The 22,486-nt window shown below is 42.8% G+C and carries 17 protein-coding genes; 13 read left to right on the top strand and 4 right to left on the bottom strand.

What is annotated here, in order from left to right:
- Positions 1-11: 11 nt before the first annotated feature.
- The 11 genes from NWQ57_RS17635 (at position 12) to eutC (ending at position 15,315) form a co-directional block, all read left to right on the top strand.
- Positions 12-2,957: a TonB-dependent receptor gene (locus tag NWQ57_RS17635; RefSeq protein WP_306023488.1), complete on the top strand. Its 2,946-nt coding sequence runs from the start codon at positions 12-14 to the stop codon at positions 2,955-2,957.
- 135 nt (positions 2,958-3,092) lie between these two features.
- On the top strand, positions 3,093-4,652 hold the full coding sequence (locus NWQ57_RS17630; protein ID WP_306023487.1) for a tryptophan halogenase family protein: 1,560 nt from the start codon (positions 3,093-3,095) through the stop codon (positions 4,650-4,652).
- Between the two features lie 44 nt (positions 4,653-4,696).
- Entirely contained in the window at positions 4,697-5,434 is a 738-nt protein-coding gene (locus tag NWQ57_RS17625) for a SapC family protein (RefSeq protein WP_306023486.1), read from the top strand.
- Between the two features lie 13 nt (positions 5,435-5,447).
- Positions 5,448-6,434 carry a cupin-like domain-containing protein gene (locus tag NWQ57_RS17620; RefSeq protein ID WP_306023485.1) on the top strand — a complete coding sequence of 329 codons (987 nt, stop codon included), beginning with the start codon at positions 5,448-5,450 and terminating at the stop codon, positions 6,432-6,434.
- Between the two features lie 359 nt (positions 6,435-6,793).
- The gene (rimP, locus tag NWQ57_RS17615) at positions 6,794-7,252 is read left to right on the top strand and encodes a ribosome maturation factor RimP (protein WP_306023484.1); all 459 of its coding nucleotides are present in this window, start codon (positions 6,794-6,796) and stop codon (positions 7,250-7,252) included.
- Positions 7,253-7,300: 48 nt separating this feature from the next.
- Positions 7,301-8,794 carry a transcription termination factor NusA gene (gene nusA / locus NWQ57_RS17610; protein ID WP_306023483.1) on the top strand — a complete coding sequence of 498 codons (1,494 nt, stop codon included), beginning with the start codon at positions 7,301-7,303 and terminating at the stop codon, positions 8,792-8,794.
- Between the two features lie 21 nt (positions 8,795-8,815).
- The gene (gene infB, locus NWQ57_RS17605) at positions 8,816-11,425 is read left to right on the top strand and encodes a translation initiation factor IF-2 (RefSeq protein ID WP_306023482.1); all 2,610 of its coding nucleotides are present in this window, start codon (positions 8,816-8,818) and stop codon (positions 11,423-11,425) included.
- Between the two features lie 113 nt (positions 11,426-11,538).
- Positions 11,539-11,967: a 30S ribosome-binding factor RbfA gene (gene rbfA / locus NWQ57_RS17600; protein ID WP_306023481.1), complete on the top strand. Its 429-nt coding sequence runs from the start codon at positions 11,539-11,541 to the stop codon at positions 11,965-11,967.
- Positions 11,968-11,970: 3 nt separating this feature from the next.
- The gene (gene truB, locus NWQ57_RS17595) at positions 11,971-12,927 is read left to right on the top strand and encodes a tRNA pseudouridine(55) synthase TruB (protein ID WP_306023480.1); all 957 of its coding nucleotides are present in this window, start codon (positions 11,971-11,973) and stop codon (positions 12,925-12,927) included.
- 186 nt (positions 12,928-13,113) lie between these two features.
- Positions 13,114-14,499, top strand: a complete 1,386-nt coding sequence (locus NWQ57_RS17590) for an ethanolamine ammonia-lyase subunit EutB (protein WP_306023479.1) — start codon at positions 13,114-13,116, stop codon at positions 14,497-14,499.
- Between the two features lie 3 nt (positions 14,500-14,502).
- Entirely contained in the window at positions 14,503-15,315 is an 813-nt protein-coding gene (gene eutC, locus NWQ57_RS17585) for an ethanolamine ammonia-lyase subunit EutC (RefSeq protein ID WP_306023478.1), read from the top strand.
- Positions 15,316-15,359: 44 nt separating this feature from the next.
- On the opposite strand, the gene NWQ57_RS17580 is transcribed toward eutC, so the two are convergent.
- Together NWQ57_RS17580 and NWQ57_RS17575 are read right to left on the bottom strand one after the other, a co-directional pair.
- Positions 15,360-18,413 (bottom strand): efflux RND transporter permease subunit, encoded by a 3,054-nt coding sequence (locus NWQ57_RS17580; protein WP_306023477.1) that lies wholly within the window; start codon positions 18,411-18,413, stop codon positions 15,360-15,362.
- A 1-nt stretch (position 18,414) separates the two neighbouring features.
- Positions 18,415-19,494 (bottom strand): efflux RND transporter periplasmic adaptor subunit, encoded by a 1,080-nt coding sequence (locus NWQ57_RS17575; protein WP_306023476.1) that lies wholly within the window; start codon positions 19,492-19,494, stop codon positions 18,415-18,417.
- Between the two features lie 95 nt (positions 19,495-19,589).
- Here NWQ57_RS17575 and NWQ57_RS17570 point away from each other — a divergent pair, with 95 nt between their 5' ends.
- The gene (locus tag NWQ57_RS17570; RefSeq protein ID WP_306023475.1) at positions 19,590-20,486 is read left to right on the top strand and encodes a LysR family transcriptional regulator; all 897 of its coding nucleotides are present in this window, start codon (positions 19,590-19,592) and stop codon (positions 20,484-20,486) included.
- 84 nt (positions 20,487-20,570) lie between these two features.
- Here NWQ57_RS17570 and hpf read toward each other — a convergent pair whose 3' ends face one another.
- Together hpf and NWQ57_RS17560 are read right to left on the bottom strand one after the other, a co-directional pair.
- The gene (gene hpf / locus NWQ57_RS17565; RefSeq protein WP_306023474.1) at positions 20,571-20,927 is read right to left on the bottom strand and encodes a ribosome hibernation-promoting factor, HPF/YfiA family; all 357 of its coding nucleotides are present in this window, start codon (positions 20,925-20,927) and stop codon (positions 20,571-20,573) included.
- Between the two features lie 206 nt (positions 20,928-21,133).
- Positions 21,134-21,802, bottom strand: coding sequence for a hypothetical protein (locus NWQ57_RS17560; RefSeq protein WP_306023473.1), 669 nt, complete (start codon positions 21,800-21,802; stop codon positions 21,134-21,136).
- A gap of 283 nt (positions 21,803-22,085) precedes the next feature.
- Between NWQ57_RS17560 and rpsO the strand changes: the two genes are divergently transcribed.
- On the top strand, positions 22,086-22,355 hold the full coding sequence (gene rpsO / locus NWQ57_RS17555) for a 30S ribosomal protein S15 (RefSeq protein ID WP_306023472.1): 270 nt from the start codon (positions 22,086-22,088) through the stop codon (positions 22,353-22,355).
- Positions 22,356-22,486: the final 131 nt, after the last annotated feature.

Below are 22,486 nucleotides of genomic sequence, written 5' to 3'. Positions count from 1 at the left end.
GTAGGTCGATTATGAATCAACAAACATTTAATAAAAAACGCCTAGCCGCTTCTATAACGATGTTGTTAGGTACTGCGATGACCATGCCGGTTTTCGCGCAAGAAGAAGCGCCAGCAGATGACGTTGAAGTGATCCAAGTTAAAGGGATACGCGGCAGTTTAGCGCGTTCCATGGACATGAAACGCGAAGCCAGTGGTGTGGTCGACGCAATATCAGCTGAAGACATGGGTAAATTCCCTGACACTAACTTAGCCGAATCGTTGCAGCGCATTACCGGTGTTACTGTAAGCCGTTCAAATGGGGAAGGTAGCCAAATAACCGTGCGTGGTTTTGGTCCTGACAAAAACTTAGTCACCCTAAACGGCCGTCAAATGCCAGGAACGGGATATACGCGTTCTTACAGTTTGGAAAACTTAGCTTCAGAAGGCGTCAGTGCTTTAGAAGTAGTGAAAACTGCACGAGCTGAAAACCCAAGCGGTGGTTTAGGTGCAACGGTAAACATTGTTACGGCAAAACCCCTTAATTCGCCGGGCCTAAAATATTCCGTATCTGGTAAAGGCATTTATGATACGTCTACGGTTGAAGGTGATGAGGTCACGCCACAAATCGCTGCTTTGTACAGCAATACCTTTGCCGACAATACCTTTGGCGTTGCCTTGTCGCTATCTATGCAGCAACGTGATTTTCAACAACAAAGTGCTAACATTCCTGGCTGGCAAGCCGACCAAGGTTTAGGCAATGCTACAGGTGATGACGCAATAGATTTGCGGGCTACCGATGCGGATGGCGAAAAATTAGGGCATACCTACTTTCCTCGTCAAATTTCTTACAATATTAATGATGTGGAACGTTCACGTTTAAACGGTCAGTTAACACTGCAATATGCCCCGCGTGACGACATGACCTTCACTTTAGATTACGTGCGCTCTGAAGCGGAAACCTCAGTGGATGGTCGTGGCTTTGGTGTGTGGTTTAACTTTGGCGGTAACATTACCTCTTACCAATTAGATGAAAATGGAACCGCGGTTAACTTTACTGAAACCGCTAACGATTTCGCTCATTCAGCCAATAGAAGCACCACCTTAGTAGAGGCAGAGTCCATCGGTTTTAATTTTGAATGGCAAGTAACTAGCGATATCAATATTGAGTTTGATTACCACGATTCCAGTAATGCTTCAGATAACGGCGCAGATAAAGGTAGTCGCCATGCTGGTAATGTAATTCTTGCTCCGAATAATATCGTTGATAAAACCTATGATTTCACCTCTGGTGAAGTTCCACAGTTTACGATGACATGGCCTGATGGAGCGGCGGAAGCTGCACCTGGTGATTTTGACCCCTTATTTGCCCAGTTCGGTCGTGGACAAGGTGAGTCAACGGTTAAGCAAGCACAGTTGCACTCAGAATGGGTTAACCCTGATGATAGCTTCTTAACTAATGTAAAAGTAGGTTTGGCGCATACTAAACAAACCTTCGGTGGATACAGTGCAAACAATGGTAACGTTGGGCCAAACGGCTACAACGGCAACATGGCTGTTTTTCCTGACAGCATGTTCACCCGTCAAGACACCGGGGATTTCCTAGATGCCCTTGCCGGTGGAGGCAGTAATTTAAGTACTAATTATTATTACAGTTTTGATTATGCTGAAGCCGTTGCGCGTATGGCAGCGTATTTTGATAACTTCCCACTTGACCCACTCAATCCAGATTTTGGTGTGTATAACACCAGTGATGTAGAAGAGAAAACATCAAGTGCTTACGTGTCTGCATCCATGTATTTTGAATTGGCCGATATGCCAGTTGATGTCAATGTCGGCTTGCGCTACGAAAAAAGTGATGTGGTGAGTAACGTATTGCAAAACGTAGAAGATTACATCGTATGGTCAAACCCCACAGAGTGGCAGACACGTTACAAAACCGGAGACCAAAACTTCCTAGAGGGCACCGGTGATTACAACGTTACCTTGCCTAATTTAGATCTTAAAATTGAATTAATGGAAGATTTATACGGACGTTTCTCGGTAGGTAAGACTATCGCTCGTGCTCCATTAGGTGACTTATTAGGTTCACGTTCACTATCTGGAAGTCCAAAGCCGGGGAGTCGTAATGGTAGTTCGGGTAACCCCAGCTTATTACCGTTTGAATCGTCAAATATAGATTTAACATTCGAGTACTATTACGGCGAAGCCAGCTATGTATCGTTGGGGTATTTCCGTAAAAGTGTGAAAAACTTTATTACCCGCACCACCAGTACTATTACTGTGGACGGTTTGCGCGATCCTTTATTAGGCCCTCGTGCAACGGCAGCGATTCAAGACTTGAAAGACGCTGCAGGGGATCAAAGTTTTGTACCAGCTGATGGTGATATCTGGACGCAAATCATCGCCAATGGCGGTGGTGAATTTGATGAACTAACCGGTAACGTTATCGTATTCCAAAACAATGACGATCCTTTAGTTGAGTGGTTAGTTACACAACCCACTAATGGCGATACTAAAAAGGTAGACGGAATAGAATTTGCCGTACAACACTTTTTTGGTGAATCAGGCTTTGGTGCGGGCGTAAACGCAACCTTGGTAGACGGTGACGTTAAATTTGACGTAGACAGTTTTGAGAGCCAATCTCCCCTTGAAGGTTTGAGTGATTCTGCGAACTTCCAATTGTTTTATGAGAAGGACGGTTTATCGGTCAAAGTCACTTATGCCTGGCGTGACAACTACCTCATCGGTGTTGGTCAAGAACAAGGTTCGGCAGAAAATCCACCGCAGTTTGGCAAAGAATATGCACAAACTGACATGAGTGTGAACTATGACGTGAATGATAATCTGACCGTGTTCTTTGAAGGTTTAAACATTACCAACGAGACTGAACAAGGTTATGGTCGTTATGAAGAGCAGTTCTTGTTTGCTCGCCAATATGGACCACGTTATACATTAGGTGCGCGTTATACTTTTTAATTAGTATCTATATACGTAGAAAAGCCGCTAATTTAGCGGCTTTTCACTTTAAATAAGCGTGCTATATTAAGCAAACTTTTTAGCGCCTAGAGTCGTATTTATTGCTGTCTAAACGTACAAATGAGGGTGGTACACGTGGTCGATAATTCTATTCGCGTCATTACTATAATTGGTGGCGGTACTGCGGGATGGTTGACCGCAGGCGTGATTGCTGCAGAGCATTTAGCTAATAGCGAGCAGGGTATAGAAGTCAGATTGATTGAGTCTCCCGATGTTAATCCTGTTGGTGTGGGCGAAGGGACGTGGCCGACTATGCGAGGCACACTGAAAAAGATGGGGATCAGCGAAACGGAATTTTTTCGCGAATGTGATGCTTCTTTTAAGCAAGGGGCAAAATTTGCCAAGTGGGTAACAGGCGCTGAAAACGACGCGTATTACCATCCTTTAGTTTTGCCGCAAGGCTATAGCGATATAAATTTAGTGCCGTTTTGGCAACAACACGCTGATAAAGTCTCTTTTGCTGATGCGGTCAGTTTTCAAGGTTACTTATGTGAACGAGGCCTGGCGCCAAAGCAAAATACTACTCCCGAATATGCCCATGTTGCCAACTATGCTTATCATTTAGATGCGGGTAAGTTTTCGCATTTTCTGCAAAAACATTGCACACAGAAATTAGGTGTTAAACATTTTCTTGATCATGTCACTGGGGTAAATAGCCATGAAAATGGTGATATTGCGTCGGTGAGCACCAAACAAAGCGGCGATATTAGCGGTGATTTATTTATCGATTGCAGTGGCTTTCACGCATTGCTTATTGGTAAACATTACAATGTGCCTTTTATCAGTAAAAAGCATATTTTATTTAATGATACCGCACTAGCATGTCATGTGCCTTATCCTGATGAGCAAAGCGCCATTGCTTCACATACCATTTCTACCGGCCAATCGAGCGGTTGGATTTGGGATATCGGATTACCATCACGTCGTGGTGTGGGACATGTGTTTTCGAGTAAACATACCACAGTTGAAAAAGCCGAAGTTGAGTTGCGCGACTATTTACGCTTGAGTCGTCCTGATATTGCTGACGAGCTAAAAATTCGTCAACTGGATATTAATCCTGGCCATCGTCAGGTGTTTTGGAAAAATAATTGTGTAGCAGTAGGCTTGGCGGCCGGATTTTTAGAGCCTTTAGAAGCATCAGCTTTAGTGTTGGTTGAGTTGTCCGCAGCGATGATCAGCGAGCAATTACCAGCAACACGCGGTGTGATGAATATCGTAGCAAAACGTTTTAATGAAAAGTTTCTGTATCGCTGGGATAGGATCATTGATTTTTTAAAACTGCACTACGTATTAACTAAGCGCACAGATAGTCAGTATTGGATTGATAATTGCCGTCCAGAAACTATCCCTGAAGGATTGCAAGAACTCTTAACGTTGTGGCGTCATGAATCACCTTGGCACCAAGACTTTACTCAAGTAGATGAAATATTTCCCTCTGCTAGTTACCAATATGTGCTCTATGGAATGGGTTTTGAAACACAAAAAAGAGCAACGCAAAGACGGTCCGAAAACGCTCAGTTGGCCGATACGCAGTTTCGTAAAAACAGCGAAATGGCGCAAAAATTACTGGCAGGCTTGCCTACAAACAGAGACCTAATCAATAAAATTCGTCAATTTGGTCTGCAAAAAATTTAGTTTTTTGTACGGATTAAACACAATAATTAATAGTTGGATACTTCATGCCTAATCATCAACAGCTCGATAACATCACTCACAAAAACTTAAGGGTACTGACTCACCATCATCCAAATTTTGGTGATACCACCAGTTACAGCCGTTTATTTACCTCGGAGTTTAGGCATGCCCAAGGTGATTATCCGATATTGTTTCGTAAAAATAGTGAAACTGGCCAATTCGAAGCCATCGCTTTGTTTGGTTTTGCTGTAGAAGAAAACTTGTTTTTAGATGATAACGGGTGGCATGCGAATTACATTCCACTGGCAATCCAGCGCCGTCCTTTTTTAATTGGCTTTGAGCCTGGCAGTCAAGAAACGCAAGGTGAGCCCAAGGCGGTGGTGCATATCGACATGGATAGTCCACGAATAAGTGAGTCAGAAGGTGAGGCGGTGTTTTTAGAGCAAGGCGGCCAAAGCCCCTACTTACAGCAAGTGAGCTCTGTCCTTAATGCTATACATCAAGGCGATACTGAAACCAGAGCCTTTATAGACACCTTGTTACACTATGAGCTGATAGAATCGGTGTCGATCAAGGTGAAGTTGCAAGACGGCTCAAATAATGAATTGAGTAGTTTATACAGCATTAATGAAGAAAAACTTACAAGCTTGGCCGCAGATGCCGTGTACAGTCTTTATCAAAGAGGCTACATGCAGCATATCTATATGGTAATGGCGTCAATGGCAGCCATGTCCCATTTAATTGAATTAAAAAATAAGCAAATATTATCAACTGATGTTTAGCGCCCTTGACTCCGTGAAAAGCATCGTTTGTGAGGATTACTCGGCGCTTTCAGAATCCATATTAAGGGCGACTGAACCTGTTATTCTAAAAGGGTTAGTTAAAGCATGGCCCTTAGTGCAACACAGTCAGTCTTCGATTGTAGATTCCGCCAACTATCTACGCCGCTTTTATAATGATAAACCCGTGTTTGCCATGGTTGCTGATGCCAAAGAAAAAGGGCGTTTTTTTTACAATGAAGACTTAACGGGTTTTAATTTTGCCCGCCAGCAGATGAATTTCAGGGATTTGCTGGATGCTTTGATTGCAGATGAGCCAAGCCAGCGCAAAGGGCTTTATGTCGGTTCGACATCGGTTGATCAGATATTACCTGGTCTGCGTGATGCTCAAAACGATATACCGCAACTGTCAGATAAACCCTTAGTGAGCATTTGGGTCGGTAATCAATCACGTATTGCCGCACATTATGATGTGACTGATAACGTGGCGTGCGTGGCAGCAGGTAAGCGACGCTTTACCTTATTTGGGCCTGAGCAGTTGGATAATCTTTATATTGGACCATTGGATTTTACCCCCGCTGGGCAACCGGCGAGCTTGGTGGATTTTCATCAGCCAGATTTTATACGTTTTCCTAAGTTCAAAACGGCCCTAGAGCATGCATTGGTTGCAGAACTTGAAGCAGGCGATGGGATTTTTATCCCTAGTATGTGGTGGCATCACGTAGAAGCGCTGTCTGATTTTAATATTTTAGTTAATTATTGGTGGCGCCAAGTGCCCAATTATGTGGGTGTACCAAGTGATGCACTAAACCATGCTATGTTGGCAATAAAATCTTTACCCCTTGAGCAACGAGAAGCGTGGCGGCATCTTTTTGACTACTATGTTTTTAGGCCCGCAGAGCAGGATCATATCCCGGCGCATGCTCGGGGTATGCTAGATGCCATTGATGAAAATAGCGCCAGAAAACTACGCGCCGTGTTATTAAATAAGTTAAACCGTTAAGAGCGTAAAGAGCCTGCCTAAGAAAAGGCTTTTGCCTATTTCAGCAGTTGCTAATAGCTGTTTTACTCTATATAATGCGGCCATCTTTTGAGACGGGCTCCCTCTGATTTGGATAGTAACGTTTCGCAAAAAGGCGGAAGATTAACGAGTTTTACTGTAGCAATCGCTTCACATACAACGACCTAACACTTCTGCAACCACTGCCTAAAATGCACATTGTTTTACATTTTAGTGAAATAAGTGGATTAGGGTCCAGAACCAAATAGCCCCGTTTGTTAGGGGCTTTTTGTTATCCGTTTTGTCGTAATTTGTAAACATACTCTGGGCATTAGCCCTTTTTTTGTTTTTGGAGCAAAAATTTGTCACAGCTTGAAAAAAAATTAACTGACATGTTAGTCGCACCAGTTGAAGCATTAAACTTCGAATTGGTTGGTATCGAATTTGTTCGTGCCGGTAAACATTCTACTTTACGTGTTTATATCGATCATCCAGACGGTATCACGGTAGAAAATTGTGCTGATGTGAGCCATCAGGTCAGCGCGGTATTAGATGTAGAAGATCCAATCAGCGTTGAATATAACCTAGAAGTGTCATCACCAGGCATGGATCGTCCATTATTCAAAGAACAGCATTATGTAAGTTGCGTGGGTGAAGTCGTGTCAGTGCGTTTACGGATGCCATTGAACGACAGACGTAATTTTAAAGGTAAGCTTCTTGCCTGTGAAAATGGCAATTTAACCGTACAAGTTGATAACCAAACCTTTGTGTTGGCTATTGTGAATATTGAGAAAGGAAACCTTGTCCCTACTTATAAATAAGCAGGTGATAAGGCATGCTCTGGTAAGAACATAATCAGTGAGGCAACAATGAATAAAGAAATTCTATTAGTGGCTGAAGCCGTATCTAATGAAAAACAAGTACCACGTGAAAAAATCTTCGAAGCGTTAGAATTTGCTATCGCAAGTGCTACCAAAAAGAAAAATGAAGGCCATATCGAAGTTCGCGTCAATATCAATCGCGACACCGGAGATTTTGATACTTTCCGTCGTTGGTTAGTGGTTGAAGACGATCATAAACAAGAAAACCCTATGGCAGAGATGTCAATTTCTGCGGCTCAGATTGATGAGCCTGAAATTCAATTAGGTGATTTTGTTGAAGAACAAATTGAGTCAATTACCTTTGACCGAATTACGACCCAAACGGCTAAGCAAGTTATCGTACAAAAAGTACGTGAAGCAGAGCGTAATCAAGTTATTGCAGAATACGAAGAGCGTGTTGGTGAGTTAGTGACTGGCACGGTTAAAAAAGTGAATCGCGATAATATCGTGGTTGACCTAGGAAACAATGCTGAAGGCGTAATATATCGTGACGATATGTTGCCTCGCGAAACGTTCCGTCCAGGCGACCGTGTACGCGGTTTATTGTATGTAATTCGTCCAGAAGCACGAGGCGCTCAGTTGTTTATCAGCCGTACGCACCCTGACATGTTGGTTGAATTGTTCCGTATTGAAGTGCCAGAAATTGCCGAAGAAACGCTAGAAATTAAAGCCGCAGCTCGTGATCCGGGTTCGCGTGCAAAAATCGCCGTTAAAACCAATGATAAGCGCCTTGACCCTGTCGGTGCGTGTGTGGGTATGCGTGGATCACGTGTACAAGCCGTATCAGGTGAGTTAAACGGCGAGCGTGTTGATATCGTTTTGTGGGATGACAACCCCGCTCAATTCGTTATCAATGCAATGGCCCCAGCAGAAGTGGCATCAATTGTAGTAGATGAAGACAGACACGCTATGGATGTTGCTGTGCAGTCTGATAACTTGGCGCAAGCTATTGGTCGTAGTGGCCAGAACGTGCGTTTAGCAAGTCAATTGACTGGCTGGGAACTCAACGTTATGACGGTTGAGGATTTGAATGCTAAACATGCGGAAGAAAACGCCAAGGTACTGGCTGTCTTTACGGCAGGTTTAGACATCGATGAAGATTTTGCCAGCATTCTGGTAGATGAAGGTTTTACCACCTTAGAAGAAATTGCTTATGTACCTATCAACGAATTATTAGACATTGAAGGTCTAGACGAGGATATGGTCGAAGAATTGCGCAGTCGAGCGCGTGCAACCTTAACCACCCGAGCATTAGCGAACGAAGAAACCCTTGAAGCTGCAGAGCCAAAAGAAGAGCTACTCAACTTGGCCGGAATGGACAGGCACGTAGCGTATTTACTTGCCAGTCGCGGCATTACCGATCTCGAAAGTTTAGCCGAGCAGGGTGTTGACGAGATAGCAGATATAGAAGAATTAAACGAAGAAAAAGCCGGTGAGCTAATTATGGCTGCCAGAAATATCGTTTGGTTTAATGAAGAATAGGTCACCAGGAGGAATACCATTATGGCAGACGTATCCATAGAAAAACTCGCCACCGATATAGGCACTTCGGTAGACCGATTAATTACACAGTTTAACAGTGCAGGCATCCAAAAAAGCGCTGGTGCAAATGTAACAGAAGAAGAAAAACGCCAATTGCTTGATTTTTTAAGTAAGCAACATGGTGGGTTTGGGGCTGGTGCACCAAGTCGTATGACTTTGCAACGTAAAACCACCAGCACCTTGAGTGTTGGTAAGTCTAAAGCTGTCACCGTAGAAGTGCGTAAAAAACGTACCTACGTTAAACGTACTGACTTAGAAGAACAAGTGCTTGCAGAAGAAGAAGCAAAGCGTTTAGCTGCTGAACAAGAAGCTAAGCTAAAAGCTGAGCAAGAAGCGGCAGAGCAAGCTAAAAAAGAAGCAGAAGAAAAAGCGCAAAAAGCGGCAGAAGCCAAAGCGAAAGCCGATGCTGAACGCATTGCTCGTGCTGAGAAAAGTAAAAAAGAAGCGGAAGCTCGACAAGCAGAAGAGTCGGCATTAAGTCCTGCTGAAAAAGCTGAGCAAGATAAAGCACGTGCCGATGCAGAAAAAATCCGTAAGGCGCAAGAAGAAGAAGCCCAACGTAAACTTGAAGAAGATGCGAAACGCGCTGCTGAAGAAGCTAAAAAATTAGCAGAAGAAAATTCTCGTCGCTGGAAAGAAGAAGAAGAGCGACGTAAGAAGCAAGAAACTGAAGAAGTGCATTTGCACTCAAATCGTTATGCACAAGAAGCAGAAGATGCTGACGATATTAAATCTGAGCGTAATTCTAAACGACGTAAAAAGTCTAAGAAAAATGCCGGTTCTGATTTGAAACACGCTTTTAATAAACCGGCTCAACCAGTGGAGCGAAGTGTGCGAATTGGTGAAAGTATTACCGTAAGTGAACTAGCGGGTAAAATGGCTGTTAAAGCCACTGAAGTCATTAAAACCTTAATGAAAATGGGTGAAATGGTTACGATTAACCATGTCCTTGATCAAGAAACTGCGGTATTAGTGGTTGAAGAAATGGGCCATAAGTATGAATTAGTTAACGATAACGCGCTTGAAGACGAGTTGTTGGCTGACAATGAACAACACGCAGAAGAAACAAGAGCGCCGGTTGTTACTATTATGGGTCACGTTGACCATGGTAAAACCTCATTACTGGATTATATCCGTCGTGCCAAAGTGGCTGATGGTGAAGCGGGTGGTATTACCCAGCACATCGGTGCTTACAGTGTTGAAACTGAAAAAGGCCGTATCGCATTTTTAGATACCCCTGGCCACGCCGCGTTTACTGCAATGCGTGCTCGTGGTGCGACAGCAACTGATATCGTTGTCTTGGTTGTTGCTGCTGACGATGGCGTAATGCCACAGACCAAAGAAGCCATTCAGCATGCGAAAGCGGCGGGCGTTCCGTTAATCGTTGCTGTTAACAAAATGGACAAAGATTCGGTTGATGTTGACAGAGTAAAACAAGAGTTGTCACAACTTGAAGTTATCTCTGAAGAATGGGGTGGTGAAAACCAATTCCTGTACGTATCGGCTAAAACGGGTATGGGCATCGATGATTTACTTGACGCAATTATTGTTCAAGCTGAAATGTTAGATTTAAAAGCGGCACCGTTTGGTCCAGCTAAAGGGATTGTTATTGAATCTCGTTTAGATAAAGGACGTGGCCCAGTTGCTTCTGTACTTGTTCAACACGGGCAATTAAAAGCCGGCGATATCTTACTATGTGGTATTGAATACGGTCGCGTTAAAGCAATGCGTGATGAAAATGGTAAACAAGTTAATGTTGCTGGTCCTTCTACTCCGGTTGAAGTACTAGGTTTATCAGGAGTTCCACTTGCCGGAGAAGAAGCTTTAGTCGTGCAAGACGAGCGAAAAGCGCGTGAAGTGGCCTCTAAACGTAATATGAAACAGCGTGAGCTTAAACTGGCTAAGCAACAAAAATCTAAATTGGAAAACATGTTTGCCAATATGGAAGCGGGTAAGTTTAGTGAATTGAATGTGGTACTTAAAGCTGACGTTCAAGGCTCTGTTGAAGCAATCGCTGAGTCGTTGATGCGTTTGTCTACTGATGAAGTTAAAGTGAATATTGTCGGTAGCGGAGTAGGCGGTATTACTGAAACAGACGCGAGTTTAGCGAATGCTTCAGGTGCGATTGTTATCGGCTTTAACGTTCGTGCTGATGCTACAGCTCGTCGTATCATTGAAGCTGAAGAAATTGACTTACGTTACTACAGCATTATTTATAATCTAATCGATGAAGTTAAGTTTGCGATGACGGGTATGTTAGCCCCTGAATTCAAACAGCAAATTATCGGTTTGGCTGAAGTTCGTGATGTATTTAAGTCTCCAAAATTGGGCGCAATTGCTGGTTGTATGGTAATTGAAGGCTCGGTTAAACGTAGTAATCCAATTCGCGTATTGCGTGATAACGTGGTTATTTATGAAGGTGAGCTTGAGTCATTACGTCGCTTTAAAGACGATGTACAAGATGTGCGTAACGGCATGGAATGTGGTATCGGCGTGAAAAACTACAACGATGTTAGAGCTGGCGATCAGATCGAAGTCTTTGAAATTGTAGAAGTTAAGCGCGAACTATAATGAGATAGTCACTCTCAAAAACTAGCTTTGGTTCGAGAGTAAATATAAACGGAGGCTTAGGCCTCCGTTTTAGTAACATACTAAACACCTCAATGGTGTTAGGAGACATTAAGATGGCAAGAGAATTTTCCCGCACTGATCGTGTTGGTCAGCAAATTCACAAAGAAATCGCCAGCATATTGCAGAATGAATTTAAAAATCGCGATCCTCGCTTAGGCATGGTGACGGTATCATCTGTAGAAGTATCTCGTGATTTGGCCTACACCAAGATTTACGTGACCTTTTTTGAAAATGATGAAGAATTGATGGAAGAATACCTCAACATTTTACAAGAAAATAAAGGCTATATTCGGACCTTACTTGCTAGTCGTATGCGCATGCGTGCGGTTCCCGCCTTAAAGTTTTTGCGCGATGGCTCATTAACTGAAGGGATCCGAATTGCTAACCTAGTCAGTGAAACCCGCAACAAAGATGCCGAACGTGCCCGTTTAGCTGGCCGCACGCCAGATGAACAAGAATCTGATAAGCCAAGCGAGGAATAACACTTGGCCAGAAAACGTAAGGGTAGGTTGGTCGACGGTATTTTACTGTTAAATAAACCGCTGGATATCTCGTCTAATCAAGCCATGCAAAAGGTCAAATGGGCATTCGGTGCTGCCAAGGCTGGTCACACGGGGGCGCTTGACCCTCTCGCCACAGGTATGTTGCCAATATGCTTGGGCGAAGCAACGAAGTTTTCACAGTTTTTACTCGATACTGATAAAACCTATCAAGTGACGGCTAAGTTAGGGGTACGGACAACAACGTCTGATGCAGCTGGTGAAGTGGTTGAAACCAATGAGGTTGCAGTCACTCCTGAACAGTTAGCCCAAGTATGTGAGTTGTTCCGTGGCCCTATAAAACAAGTTCCTTCGATGTTTTCTGCTTTAAAGCATCAAGGTAAACCGCTTTACACCTACGCACGTCAAGGTATTGATATTCCTCGTGAAGCCCGTGATATCACTATTTATAGTTTAGTGGTAGAGCGCTTTGAAGGCGACGAAATTGATATGACAGTGCATTGTAGTAAAGGGACCTATATCCGCTCTTTAGTCGATGATATGGGCCAAGCACTTGGCTGTGGTGCCTTTGTTAGCAAATTACATCGCTCACAAGTAACCGATTATCCTAGTGATAAAATGCTGACCTTTGAACAGCTCGATGCATGTGTTTCAAAAGCCAAAGAGCAAGGTTTACCGATAGCTGACATACTTGACCCGCTATTGCTACCAATGGACACCGCTGTTAAGTGTTTAGCTGAGGTTACTCTTAGCCCTGAGCAAGTGATTTATTACAATAATGGTAACTCCGCACGCTTATTAAGTGATATTCACACCACAGCAAACCCTGGCGATGAGGTACGAGTTTATTCACCCACTGCGCGGCTTTTCTTAGGTGTGGGAGTGCTTGAAGAAGGGCACAGAGTGCAACCTAAGCGAGTTGTTGTCAGAGAAGCCGTTTAGTCATACTACCGCAGTGCGACAGCGTCGCGCTGTAGTTTGTTTTATTTTTGACTAAAAACCTGTTTTACCCCTCTTGTTAATCCCTCATTTAAACCTGAAATCAATGAGAAGCAGTTTACTCAGTTGACATCAATGGCCCTTTTGCTTAGAAATGAAGCTCAAAGTAGTGAATTAAGCAGGACCAGCATGCCTTATCAAGTCAATATTGGTGTAACCCGCTATGTTTTTCCTGATCTTCGAACTTTACTTGCCAAAGCAAGTCCATTGCGTTCAGGTGATTGTTTAGCAGGCTTGGCGGCAGAAAATGCCACAGAGCGTGTCGCTGCTCAGATGTGTTTAGCTGATGTACCTTTGAAACGTTTTCTTGAAGATTTGCTTATTCCTTATGAGCAAGATGAGGTAAGCCGTTTGATCATTGATGGCCACAATGCGCAGGCTTTTGCGATGGTCTCCCATATGACAGTTGGTGATTTTCGTAACTGGCTTTTATCTACTGAGGCAAATCAAGGCAGTTTGCAGCAGATATCCAGTGGGCTAAGCCCTGAAATGGTCGCGGCAGTCTCAAAGATAATGCGTATTCAAGATTTAATCTTGGTGTCGCAAAAAATAGAAGTGATCAGTCGGTTTCGCAATACACTTGGGCTTCGCGGCAATTTGGCTACTCGCTTGCAACCTAACCATCCATTGGATGATCCTGCCGGTATCGCATCTTCCATACTCGATGGATTATTATATGGTAGTGGTGATGCTGTAATTGGTATCAATCCTGCCACAGATAATTATCAGGCTGTAACACGTCTGATGCACCTAGTTGATGATGTTATTCAACGATTTGATATTCCAACTCAATCCTGTGTGTTGACTCATGTCTCCACTCATCTTGAAGCGATTGAAAAGGGCGTGCCAGTGGATTTAGTCTTTCAGTCTATTGCGGGTACTCAAGCGGCTAACATGAGTTTTGGCATTGACTTATCGATGTTGCATGAAGCCCATCAAGCTGCATTGTCGTTAAAACGCGGCACTATCGGCAACCAAGTCATGTATTTTGAAACGGGGCAGGGAAGTGCCTTGTCTGCTAATGCTCATCATGGCATCGATCAGCAAACCTGTGAAGCCAGAGCCTATGCTGTTGCGCGCAAGTTTAATCCGCTTTTGGTTAATACTGTGGTCGGTTTTATTGGACCAGAATATTTGTACGACGGTAAACAAATCATTCGAGCAGGGCTTGAAGATCATTTTTGTGGCAAATTATTGGGCTTGCCAATGGGTTGTGATGTTTGCTACACCAACCACGCTGAGGCGGATCAAGATGATATGGACAGTCTTCTTACGCAATTGGGGGTGGCTGGTGTTAACTTTATTATGGGGGTGCCAGGTGCAGATGACATCATGTTAAATTATCAAAGTACCTCATTTCATGATGCCTTGTACCTGCGCCAAACGTTACATAAACAACCTGCTCCAGAATTTCTTGCTTGGTTGGTGAAGATGGGGATTACTGATACGCGAGGTCTATTAGTCGGTAATGGATCTTTACCAGAGGGCTTTTCATTTTTAAAGGCAAGGTTATAAGCCATGAAAAACCATCATGCAGACAAACAAACAATAGCGATTGATAATCCATGGGGCAGCTTGCGCCGCTATACTGATGCAAGAATAGGCCTGGGCCGCACAGGTATTAGTCAAACGACTCAAGCGCAATTGGCATTTCAGCTAGCCCATGCTCAAGCTCGTGACGCAGTAAATATCCCAATCGATTTTGAAAATATCCAACAACAGTTGTCAGAAGCAGCCTTACCCTCTATTACCCTACACAGTAAAGCAACGGATCGGCAGGTTTACCTGCAACGCCCTGACTTAGGCCGACAATTAAACCTTGCTTCGCAAGCAATGCTAAAAAAACAAATTCAGACTGGCTTGGTATACGATGCCACCATAGTCGTAGCTGACGGTCTGTCTTCCACAGCCGTGCAGCAGCATAGTGCTGAGGTGACGGCTCTTATAGTTGAGCACCTTACACAATCCGGTTTGAGTTACAGCCCAGTGTGTTTAGCTCAACAAGCCAGAGTAGCTGTTGGTGATGAAATAGCTGAAATAGTAGGGAGTCGACTCCTTATCTTGTTAATTGGTGAGCGACCAGGCTTGAGCTCTCCAGACAGTTTAGGCATCTACTACACCTATAAGCCCAAAGTTGGCTTAACGGATGCTTCTCGTAACTGTATCTCTAACATTCGACCTCAAGGTCTACAAATTCAAGCAGCGGTAAGCCGTTTGATGTGGTTAATTAAAGAGTCTGAACGTTTAGATTATTCTGGTGTACGTCTAAAAGACAGAACGAATATTGAAAATGATTTGCTAGAAAAACAGGGGAATTTTTTACTTGAATAAAACTGTTTTAGCCCAGCCTCCAAGGGCTAGGCTAAAACGTTTCTTTACGATTTTGCTGGAGTAATTTTAAATACCAAACTATACAGCACTGGCACAAATACGAGGGTAATGAAGGTAGAAAAACCCAGTCCACACATGATTGCCACAGCCATGCTACCGAAAAAGTCGTCGAATAGCAGGGGGATCATACCTAGTATTGTGGTGATAGCTGCCATACATACCGGCCTTACACGGCTTAAGGTGGCTAAAAATAACGCGTTGTAGGCGTCTTTACCTTGCTCAAGTTCAAACTTGATTTGCTCTACCAAAACGATACCATTTTTGATGATCATGCCAGACAGGCTCAACATACCAAGCAAAGCCATGAAACTAAATGCATAGCCGCTAAAGAGTAATCCGTAACTCACGCCAATCAACGCTAAAGGCACGCAAGCCCAGATAACACCTGCAATGCGGGCTGAGTTAAAGAGTAGTACGGTAATGATAAACATAATCAAATAGCCCAGTGGTAAAGAGCCAAATAAGGCTTTTTGGGCATCAGTCGATGACTCATGTTCCCCCCCCCATTCTAACGAATAACCCTTAGGTAACGGGATTGCTTCGATGGGGGCTTGGATCCGCGCAAATAAATTTGCCGCGGTTTCACTACCTAAAATATCATGATCGGCCATCACAGTGATGGTGCGCTTGCGGTCACGTCTGGCGACGATGGGATCTTCCCATTCCACATCAAAGCCGCTTACTACTTGAGTGACAGGAATAAACTGACCCGCGACTGAGCTATAAATTTGTAAGCTCTGCAAGTTTTCTACGCTTAAATGTTCTGTCGCAGGTGGACGAGTAACGATGGGTAACAAATTAACACCGTCTCGATATACCCCAATGGTTTTACCACTAAAGCTAGTTAACAATAAATCGTCTAAGTCGGCTTTACTGACCCCAACTCGACGTGCGCTGGCTTCATTAAATTGAGGTCGTATGACAGAGGTTTTTTGACGCCAATCATCGCGAATATTAAGTGCGCCTTTATCCGCTCTTAGTATTGCTTTACTTTGCTCTGACAACTCTCGCAATATGACGGGGTCGGGGCCTGAAAAGCGAGCTTCAATTTTAGCATCGGTAGAGGGGCCAATTTCCATCAACTTGATCTTAAAAAACACATCACCGTGCTCAGATTGCATATAGTCTCGCAATTTAGGTAAGCCTGCTTGCAAGGCTTCTAAATCAGTCATTCTGATGGCCATTTGCGCATAGGTGCTGTATTGCTTTTCTGTTTGATAGGTTAGTAAAAAGCGCAATAAGCCTTGGCCGACCGTTGTGGTTATTTCTTCTACACCGGGCTCTTTAAGCAAATGCGCCTCGATTTCTTCCATAACCTTTGCATTTTCTCGAATGTCAGTACCCGATTTGTGCCACACATCAACAAAAAACATGGGGGTTGTTGAAGGGGGGAAAAATGATTGTTTGACCTGTCCAAAACTCACGATAGAGCCGATAAATAAAGCGACTAAAGCGACGACAGTGGTTTTACGCCAAGCAAGGGCTAAAGTTAATAAACGACCAAACGCTTTAAAAATAATACTTTGATACAGCTCTTCTTCTTCCTCATCTTCGCCTTTTTCAGTAAACATAAGGGATGCGAAAAAGGGAGTGAGAGTAATAGCGGTTACCCAACTCAGTAATAAGCTAATCAGCAATACCCAAAACAAGCTACCGGCAAATTCACCTGTTGCATCGCTTGAAAGACCAATTGGGGCAAAGGCAATAATGGCAATCACAGTGGCACCTAAAAGAGGCCATTTGTTTTGCTTAACAATAGCAGAGGCACCCTGGGCTACGGTTAATTTACGTTGTAAACCAATGAGTATGCCTTCGGTTACCACGATAGCGTTATCAACTAACATACCCAGTGCAATAATCAGCGCCCCAAGTGATATGCGCTGGAGGGTAATATCCATTTGCTGCATGAAAATAAAAGTGCCGAGCACCGTTATCATCAATATAAGACCAATTAGCAGACCTGAACGTAAACCCATAAAGAGCAGCAATACGATAACAACGATGACGATGGCTTCAACTAAATTAAGTAAAAAGCTTTGAACAGATTTATCGACTTCTTGCGGTTGGTTATAAACAAAATTGGTTTCCATACCCACTGGGCGCATGTAATCAAGTTCTTGAATACGCGCTTCTATACGGTGCCCCACCTCAACCACATTGACCCCATCCGCAAATGAAATGCCTAAAAGCATGGCTTCTTGACCATTAAAGCGAATAAGATTGGTTGGAATCTCTGCATAATCGCGATAGATGGTCGCTACATCACCTAAATGAATAAGTTTGCTAGAACCGGTACTGCTGATAATCAAATCTTTAAGTTCATCTACTGATTGAAACTCGCCCGTGGGATTAAACCGAATATATTCACTCCCTATTTTGACTTTACCTGCATTTGATACTTGGTTTTGAGTCGATAATAAGGCGCTGAGATGGTCAGGGCTAATCCCTAGGTTAGCGATTTTTGTACGCGAGATTTCTACTACAACTTGTTCCTTTTGCTCACCTTGCAACATAACTTTACCCACGCCATCCACTAATACTAGATCGCGTTTCAGATAGTTGACGTAGTCGCGAACGTCATCGTACTGGTAGCCTTTACCTGAGATGGCCAACATCATGCCATACACGTCGGCAAAATCGTCTTTCACAATAGGTTCATAGGCCCCTTGTGCGATGCTCGAACGTTTATCACTGATTTTTTGCCTCAGCTCTGTCCAGATTTTTCTCAAGTCATCCTTGCGATAAGTGCTTTTCATCTCAACTAATATTTGAGACAGTCCAGCACTAGAAAATGAACGGATATTTTTTACGTAGGGTAACTCTTGAATGGCATTCTCAAGGGGATAAGTGACCTCTTCTTCAACTTGGGTAGGAGAGGCGCCCGGATAAGACGTGATGATCATGGCTTGTTTGATCGTAAATTGAGGATCTTCTAAACGGCCGATCTCCAAAAAAGCCATAATACCACCAATGAGCAGTATCAATGTCACCATCCAACTGGTGGTGCGATTTTTAATAAAATAGCGAGCGAAATCCATGTTACAAGCCTCGCTCTTTTTGCCACACTCTTACGGTGTCACCTTCGTTAAGCATTTGCACACCTGCAGCGACAATGCGATCACCAAAACGTAAACCAGATGTCACGGTAAAGCCGCTCTCAGTGATTCCGCTTACCGTGACTTGCACTTTTTCTAATTTGTCTTGCTCATTGACCCGCCAAACATAGCTCAGTTCTTGCTTGTCTTGGTTCTGCCCAAAAAAAGCAGACGCTGGAATTTTCCAACCGTCTATTTTTGATTTCATGACCTTATCAAGCTCAACTTTGACCGTAGCCGACATACCGGGCAACACATTAAACTCCTCTGGCCTTGGCATGGAAAAAACCACCTTAAAGCTTTTGGTCGCTGCATTTGCTTCAGTATCATATTCTTTTAATTTAGCGCGAAAGATGGCGCTTTTATTGGCTTCAAAATGCACTTCGGGTTGATATCTTGTGGATTTATCAATATGCGACAAAAAGTCTTCTGGCAGTTGAATAGCGATATCTAGCGTCTGCATCTTTTGCAGGGTCACGATGGGCTGCTGAGCAGTAATGTTTTCGAAATTTTGCACAAAGCGCTGGGCCACTTGGCCATCAAAAGGGGCGATAAGCTTGGTGTAAGCTAAGTTTTGTTGCGCTACCTTTAGCGCTGCCTGCGTCAGTTGAAGCTGTGATTTCACTTCATCAAACCCTGCACGAGAGACAAGTTGTTGAGACAGCAGTTGTTCTGAACGTTTAAACTGTGACGATGCTAAATCAAAATTGGCTTGAGCACTGTCTAGGGCTAACTGATAGTCGGTAGGGTCAAGAGAGGCAAGAACATCTCCTTCTTTGACTTCCGCTCCAGGCAGGACCAACAGTTTATTGAGTTGCCCTGCTACTCTAAACGCTAAGATTGCGTCCTCACTGGCTTCCACTATAGCTGGAAAATCACGGTACTGACCATAGCCTTCATCAACCAATGTAATAACCTTGACGAGTTTGGCTTGCGGTGCTGCCGCCTCTTTCGGTTGCTCCTGACAACTACTGATTAAAACCGTAGAAAAGATCATCGATAAAATAACTAAGTTAAGACGCACTGGCACCACTCCTTTAAATAAGTATTCCTACTATAAAGTAATATGAATTTATATTATATTTAATTAGATTTACCAATTACTTAAATTAAATTTATATGACACTTGAGCAAATTAAGATGTTTGTCACTGTGGCGCAGCTAGGCAGCATTTCGGCTGCGGCTAAAGTATTACACAAAACACAACCCGCAATATCCATTGCACTTAAACGATTACAAGACGAATTAAAACTGGAACTATTGCATAGAGAACAGTATAGATTGTCTTTGACAGATGCAGGTCAAAAGTTACTACGACATTTTGAATTTTTACTTAAACAACAAGTACATATTGATGCTATCGCGGTGCATTTAGCCAGTGGCTTAGAGAGAAAAGTTGAGCTAGTGTACGAAACTATTAGTCACAGCTTGCCTATTTTTAATGCGGTCAGTGAGGTGCAGCAACGTTTTCCCTTAACAGAATTTTACCTAAGTTCAGAAAGTAACTTAGGTGCCATTAAGCGGTTAATTGAGGGGAAGGGCGATATTGCTATCTCTCCTTGGATTGACCGTTTTTATGAACTTGCTGATTTTGATACCTTACCTTTTAGTCGATTTGAGATCATTACGGTTATTCATAAAAATGCACTACCACTTAAGGAACAGGTGCCTCGTTTTGTTAGCGAAATCGACCATTTGCCTCTATTAAAACCCCAAACCGTGTTGTTTGATCTCGACCTTGATGGCTTGTTTGGCTATGTGGCCCCATCACAGGTTCGCACAAACGATTTGTGGGCACAAAAATCAATGTTACTTAGTGCCAGTGGCTGGGGCTATATCCCTAAGCATCTCGTGGAAAACGAGTTAGCAACAGGCGAGTTGATTCAACTTAATTTAGAAGATATTAATTTTGATGCTAAGGGAGAAAGTCGCATCGTAAAACTTGCGAACCATAACTTGGGAGTGACAGGCTTAGATCTATGGAAGACCTTAGCCAAACTGAGTACTGCAGGGTAGTTTGATTGTCACTCAGGTTAAGGATACAGGGGGCTAAGTAAATTACTAACAACGCAATTACTTAACCCAATGATCAGCAGATGATTAGCTCAGATCCATCCCTTGGATTATTTCGTGAGCAATTTCAGGCGTGGTGCAAGTAGGCTTTTGATGAAGCTTACCTTTTAAGTGTCCTTTGCGGTGACTAAGTGCTGCATCGAGTTTTTTCGCTGCTTTTGCTAATGCGGGATACATTATTGCGTCACTACCAGAGGCAGATATTTTGCTGCCTTCATAATTAGTGCGAATTTCAACCTCATACTCGCCATGCTCTTTTGCTACGATAATGTCTAGAGAAATAAGAGTGGGAAAATGACTTTCGATTTTGGAAAACTTTTCGTCAACGTATTGTTTGACGGCATCGGTAATATCAACATGGTGACCAGAAAGCTTTATTTTCATAGGTTTTCCTTTTGCTTTAAATGAATACAATTTTCTTTGGTGACTCAATTACAAGCTTGGGGCAAAGTGACAGAAAAGCAAGCGCATTTTGTCACAAGTTTGTCATATTAATAGAGTAGGGCAATTTCGTTTAGTTCACGTAATAGTCTGAACAAATAACTGTTTGCACGAAATTTAATCATCTTGAAATCGCAACGAGTATAGCGTTATTTCTCAAAGTCTTGATATTCATAGTAAAGTGGCTTCATTGAGCCGCAAAAGCCAAGTTTTCGATAAGTTTCATTTGCGCTTGGTACTGCCGATTTACTCACAAATTCCGTGATACAAGTTACATCGTCGAATAATAAAATAATTTGATCATAGCTAGGTGCAGCTTGAATTTGATGCACTAGTAAACGTTGATTGTTTGGCAACAGAGCGCTTTCATATTTTTGCCTAATATGTGATTGCTCTAGTTCCTCAAGTTTTCGTAAATACAGTTGGCTATCTAATAGAATTTCGATATTTTTATAAGTCAGCATTCCACCTCGTTGAAAATGTCCCATATAAACATCAGCATTGATAGTAAGTCTTTCGCCGCGTATAAGATGCTCAAGGTTAAAAGCGCTTGGTACTATGGTCACTAAATCAGCGTCACGCACTAAATTTAATAAAGGTAGATTAGTGTTATCGAGGTCATAAATAAGCTGCACATTTCGAGGTTCTTCATAAGTAGGCATTACAGAGGCGTAAATACGAGAGCCGTTACTGACCAAAACCATGGGGTGTACGCCCATGTATTTTTCATCCACAGGTGGAAGAGGTGTGGGTTCTTCCTGTGCAAAAGCGAAAAAATTCACTAAACACAGCAATATCGTGGCAACACTTTTTTTCATAACAATACCTTTAATAACTGAAACCCTATGGAATATCTGAATATACAACAAGTTTGCTAATTTTTTGCAAATAGACCTCTTTATTACACTGTAATTTTAATGCTTACAGGCTTTTAGTTAATATTAATTAAAAACGCCTAAAGTAATGGCTTAAACTGCTTTGTTGGCCTTGCTATCTTTGTTTTCATCGCTATAATACGCGCTCTTTTTGACTTGCTGAATTAGTGATTGGCAGGTTTGTTTAAATATTCCGGTTAGCGCCGGTCATACATTGGAGAAAAATATGTCACTAACTAACGTAGAAAGTGCAAAGATTTTAGCTGATTTTGGTGTTAAAGAAGGTGATACAGGTTCACCTGAAGTACAAGTTGCTTTATTGACTAACAACATCAATAAATTACAAGGCCACTTTTCAAAGCATAAGAAAGATCACCATTCACGTCGTGGTTTGTTACGCATGGTAAGCCAACGTCGTAAATTGCTTGATTATTTGAAAAGTAAGAATGCCGAGCGTTATCAGACTCTGATTGAACGTTTAGGTCTTCGTCGCTAAGATAAGATTCAAATGAAAAAAGACGCTTAGGCGTCTTTTTTTATGTCTGAAAAATATAGTGTTCAGACCTAGCACCATGTTTCAATTCGCTTTCTTCCATAAATTCTGGAATTTTTTATAGCCAAAATAAG

The sequence above is a fragment of the Paraglaciecola sp. genome (genome assembly GCF_030730205.1).
Lineage (GTDB): Bacteria > Pseudomonadota > Gammaproteobacteria > Enterobacterales > Alteromonadaceae > Paraglaciecola.
The sequence above is the reverse complement of the archived record's forward strand: the minus strand, read 5'-3'. Positions and strand labels throughout refer to the sequence as shown.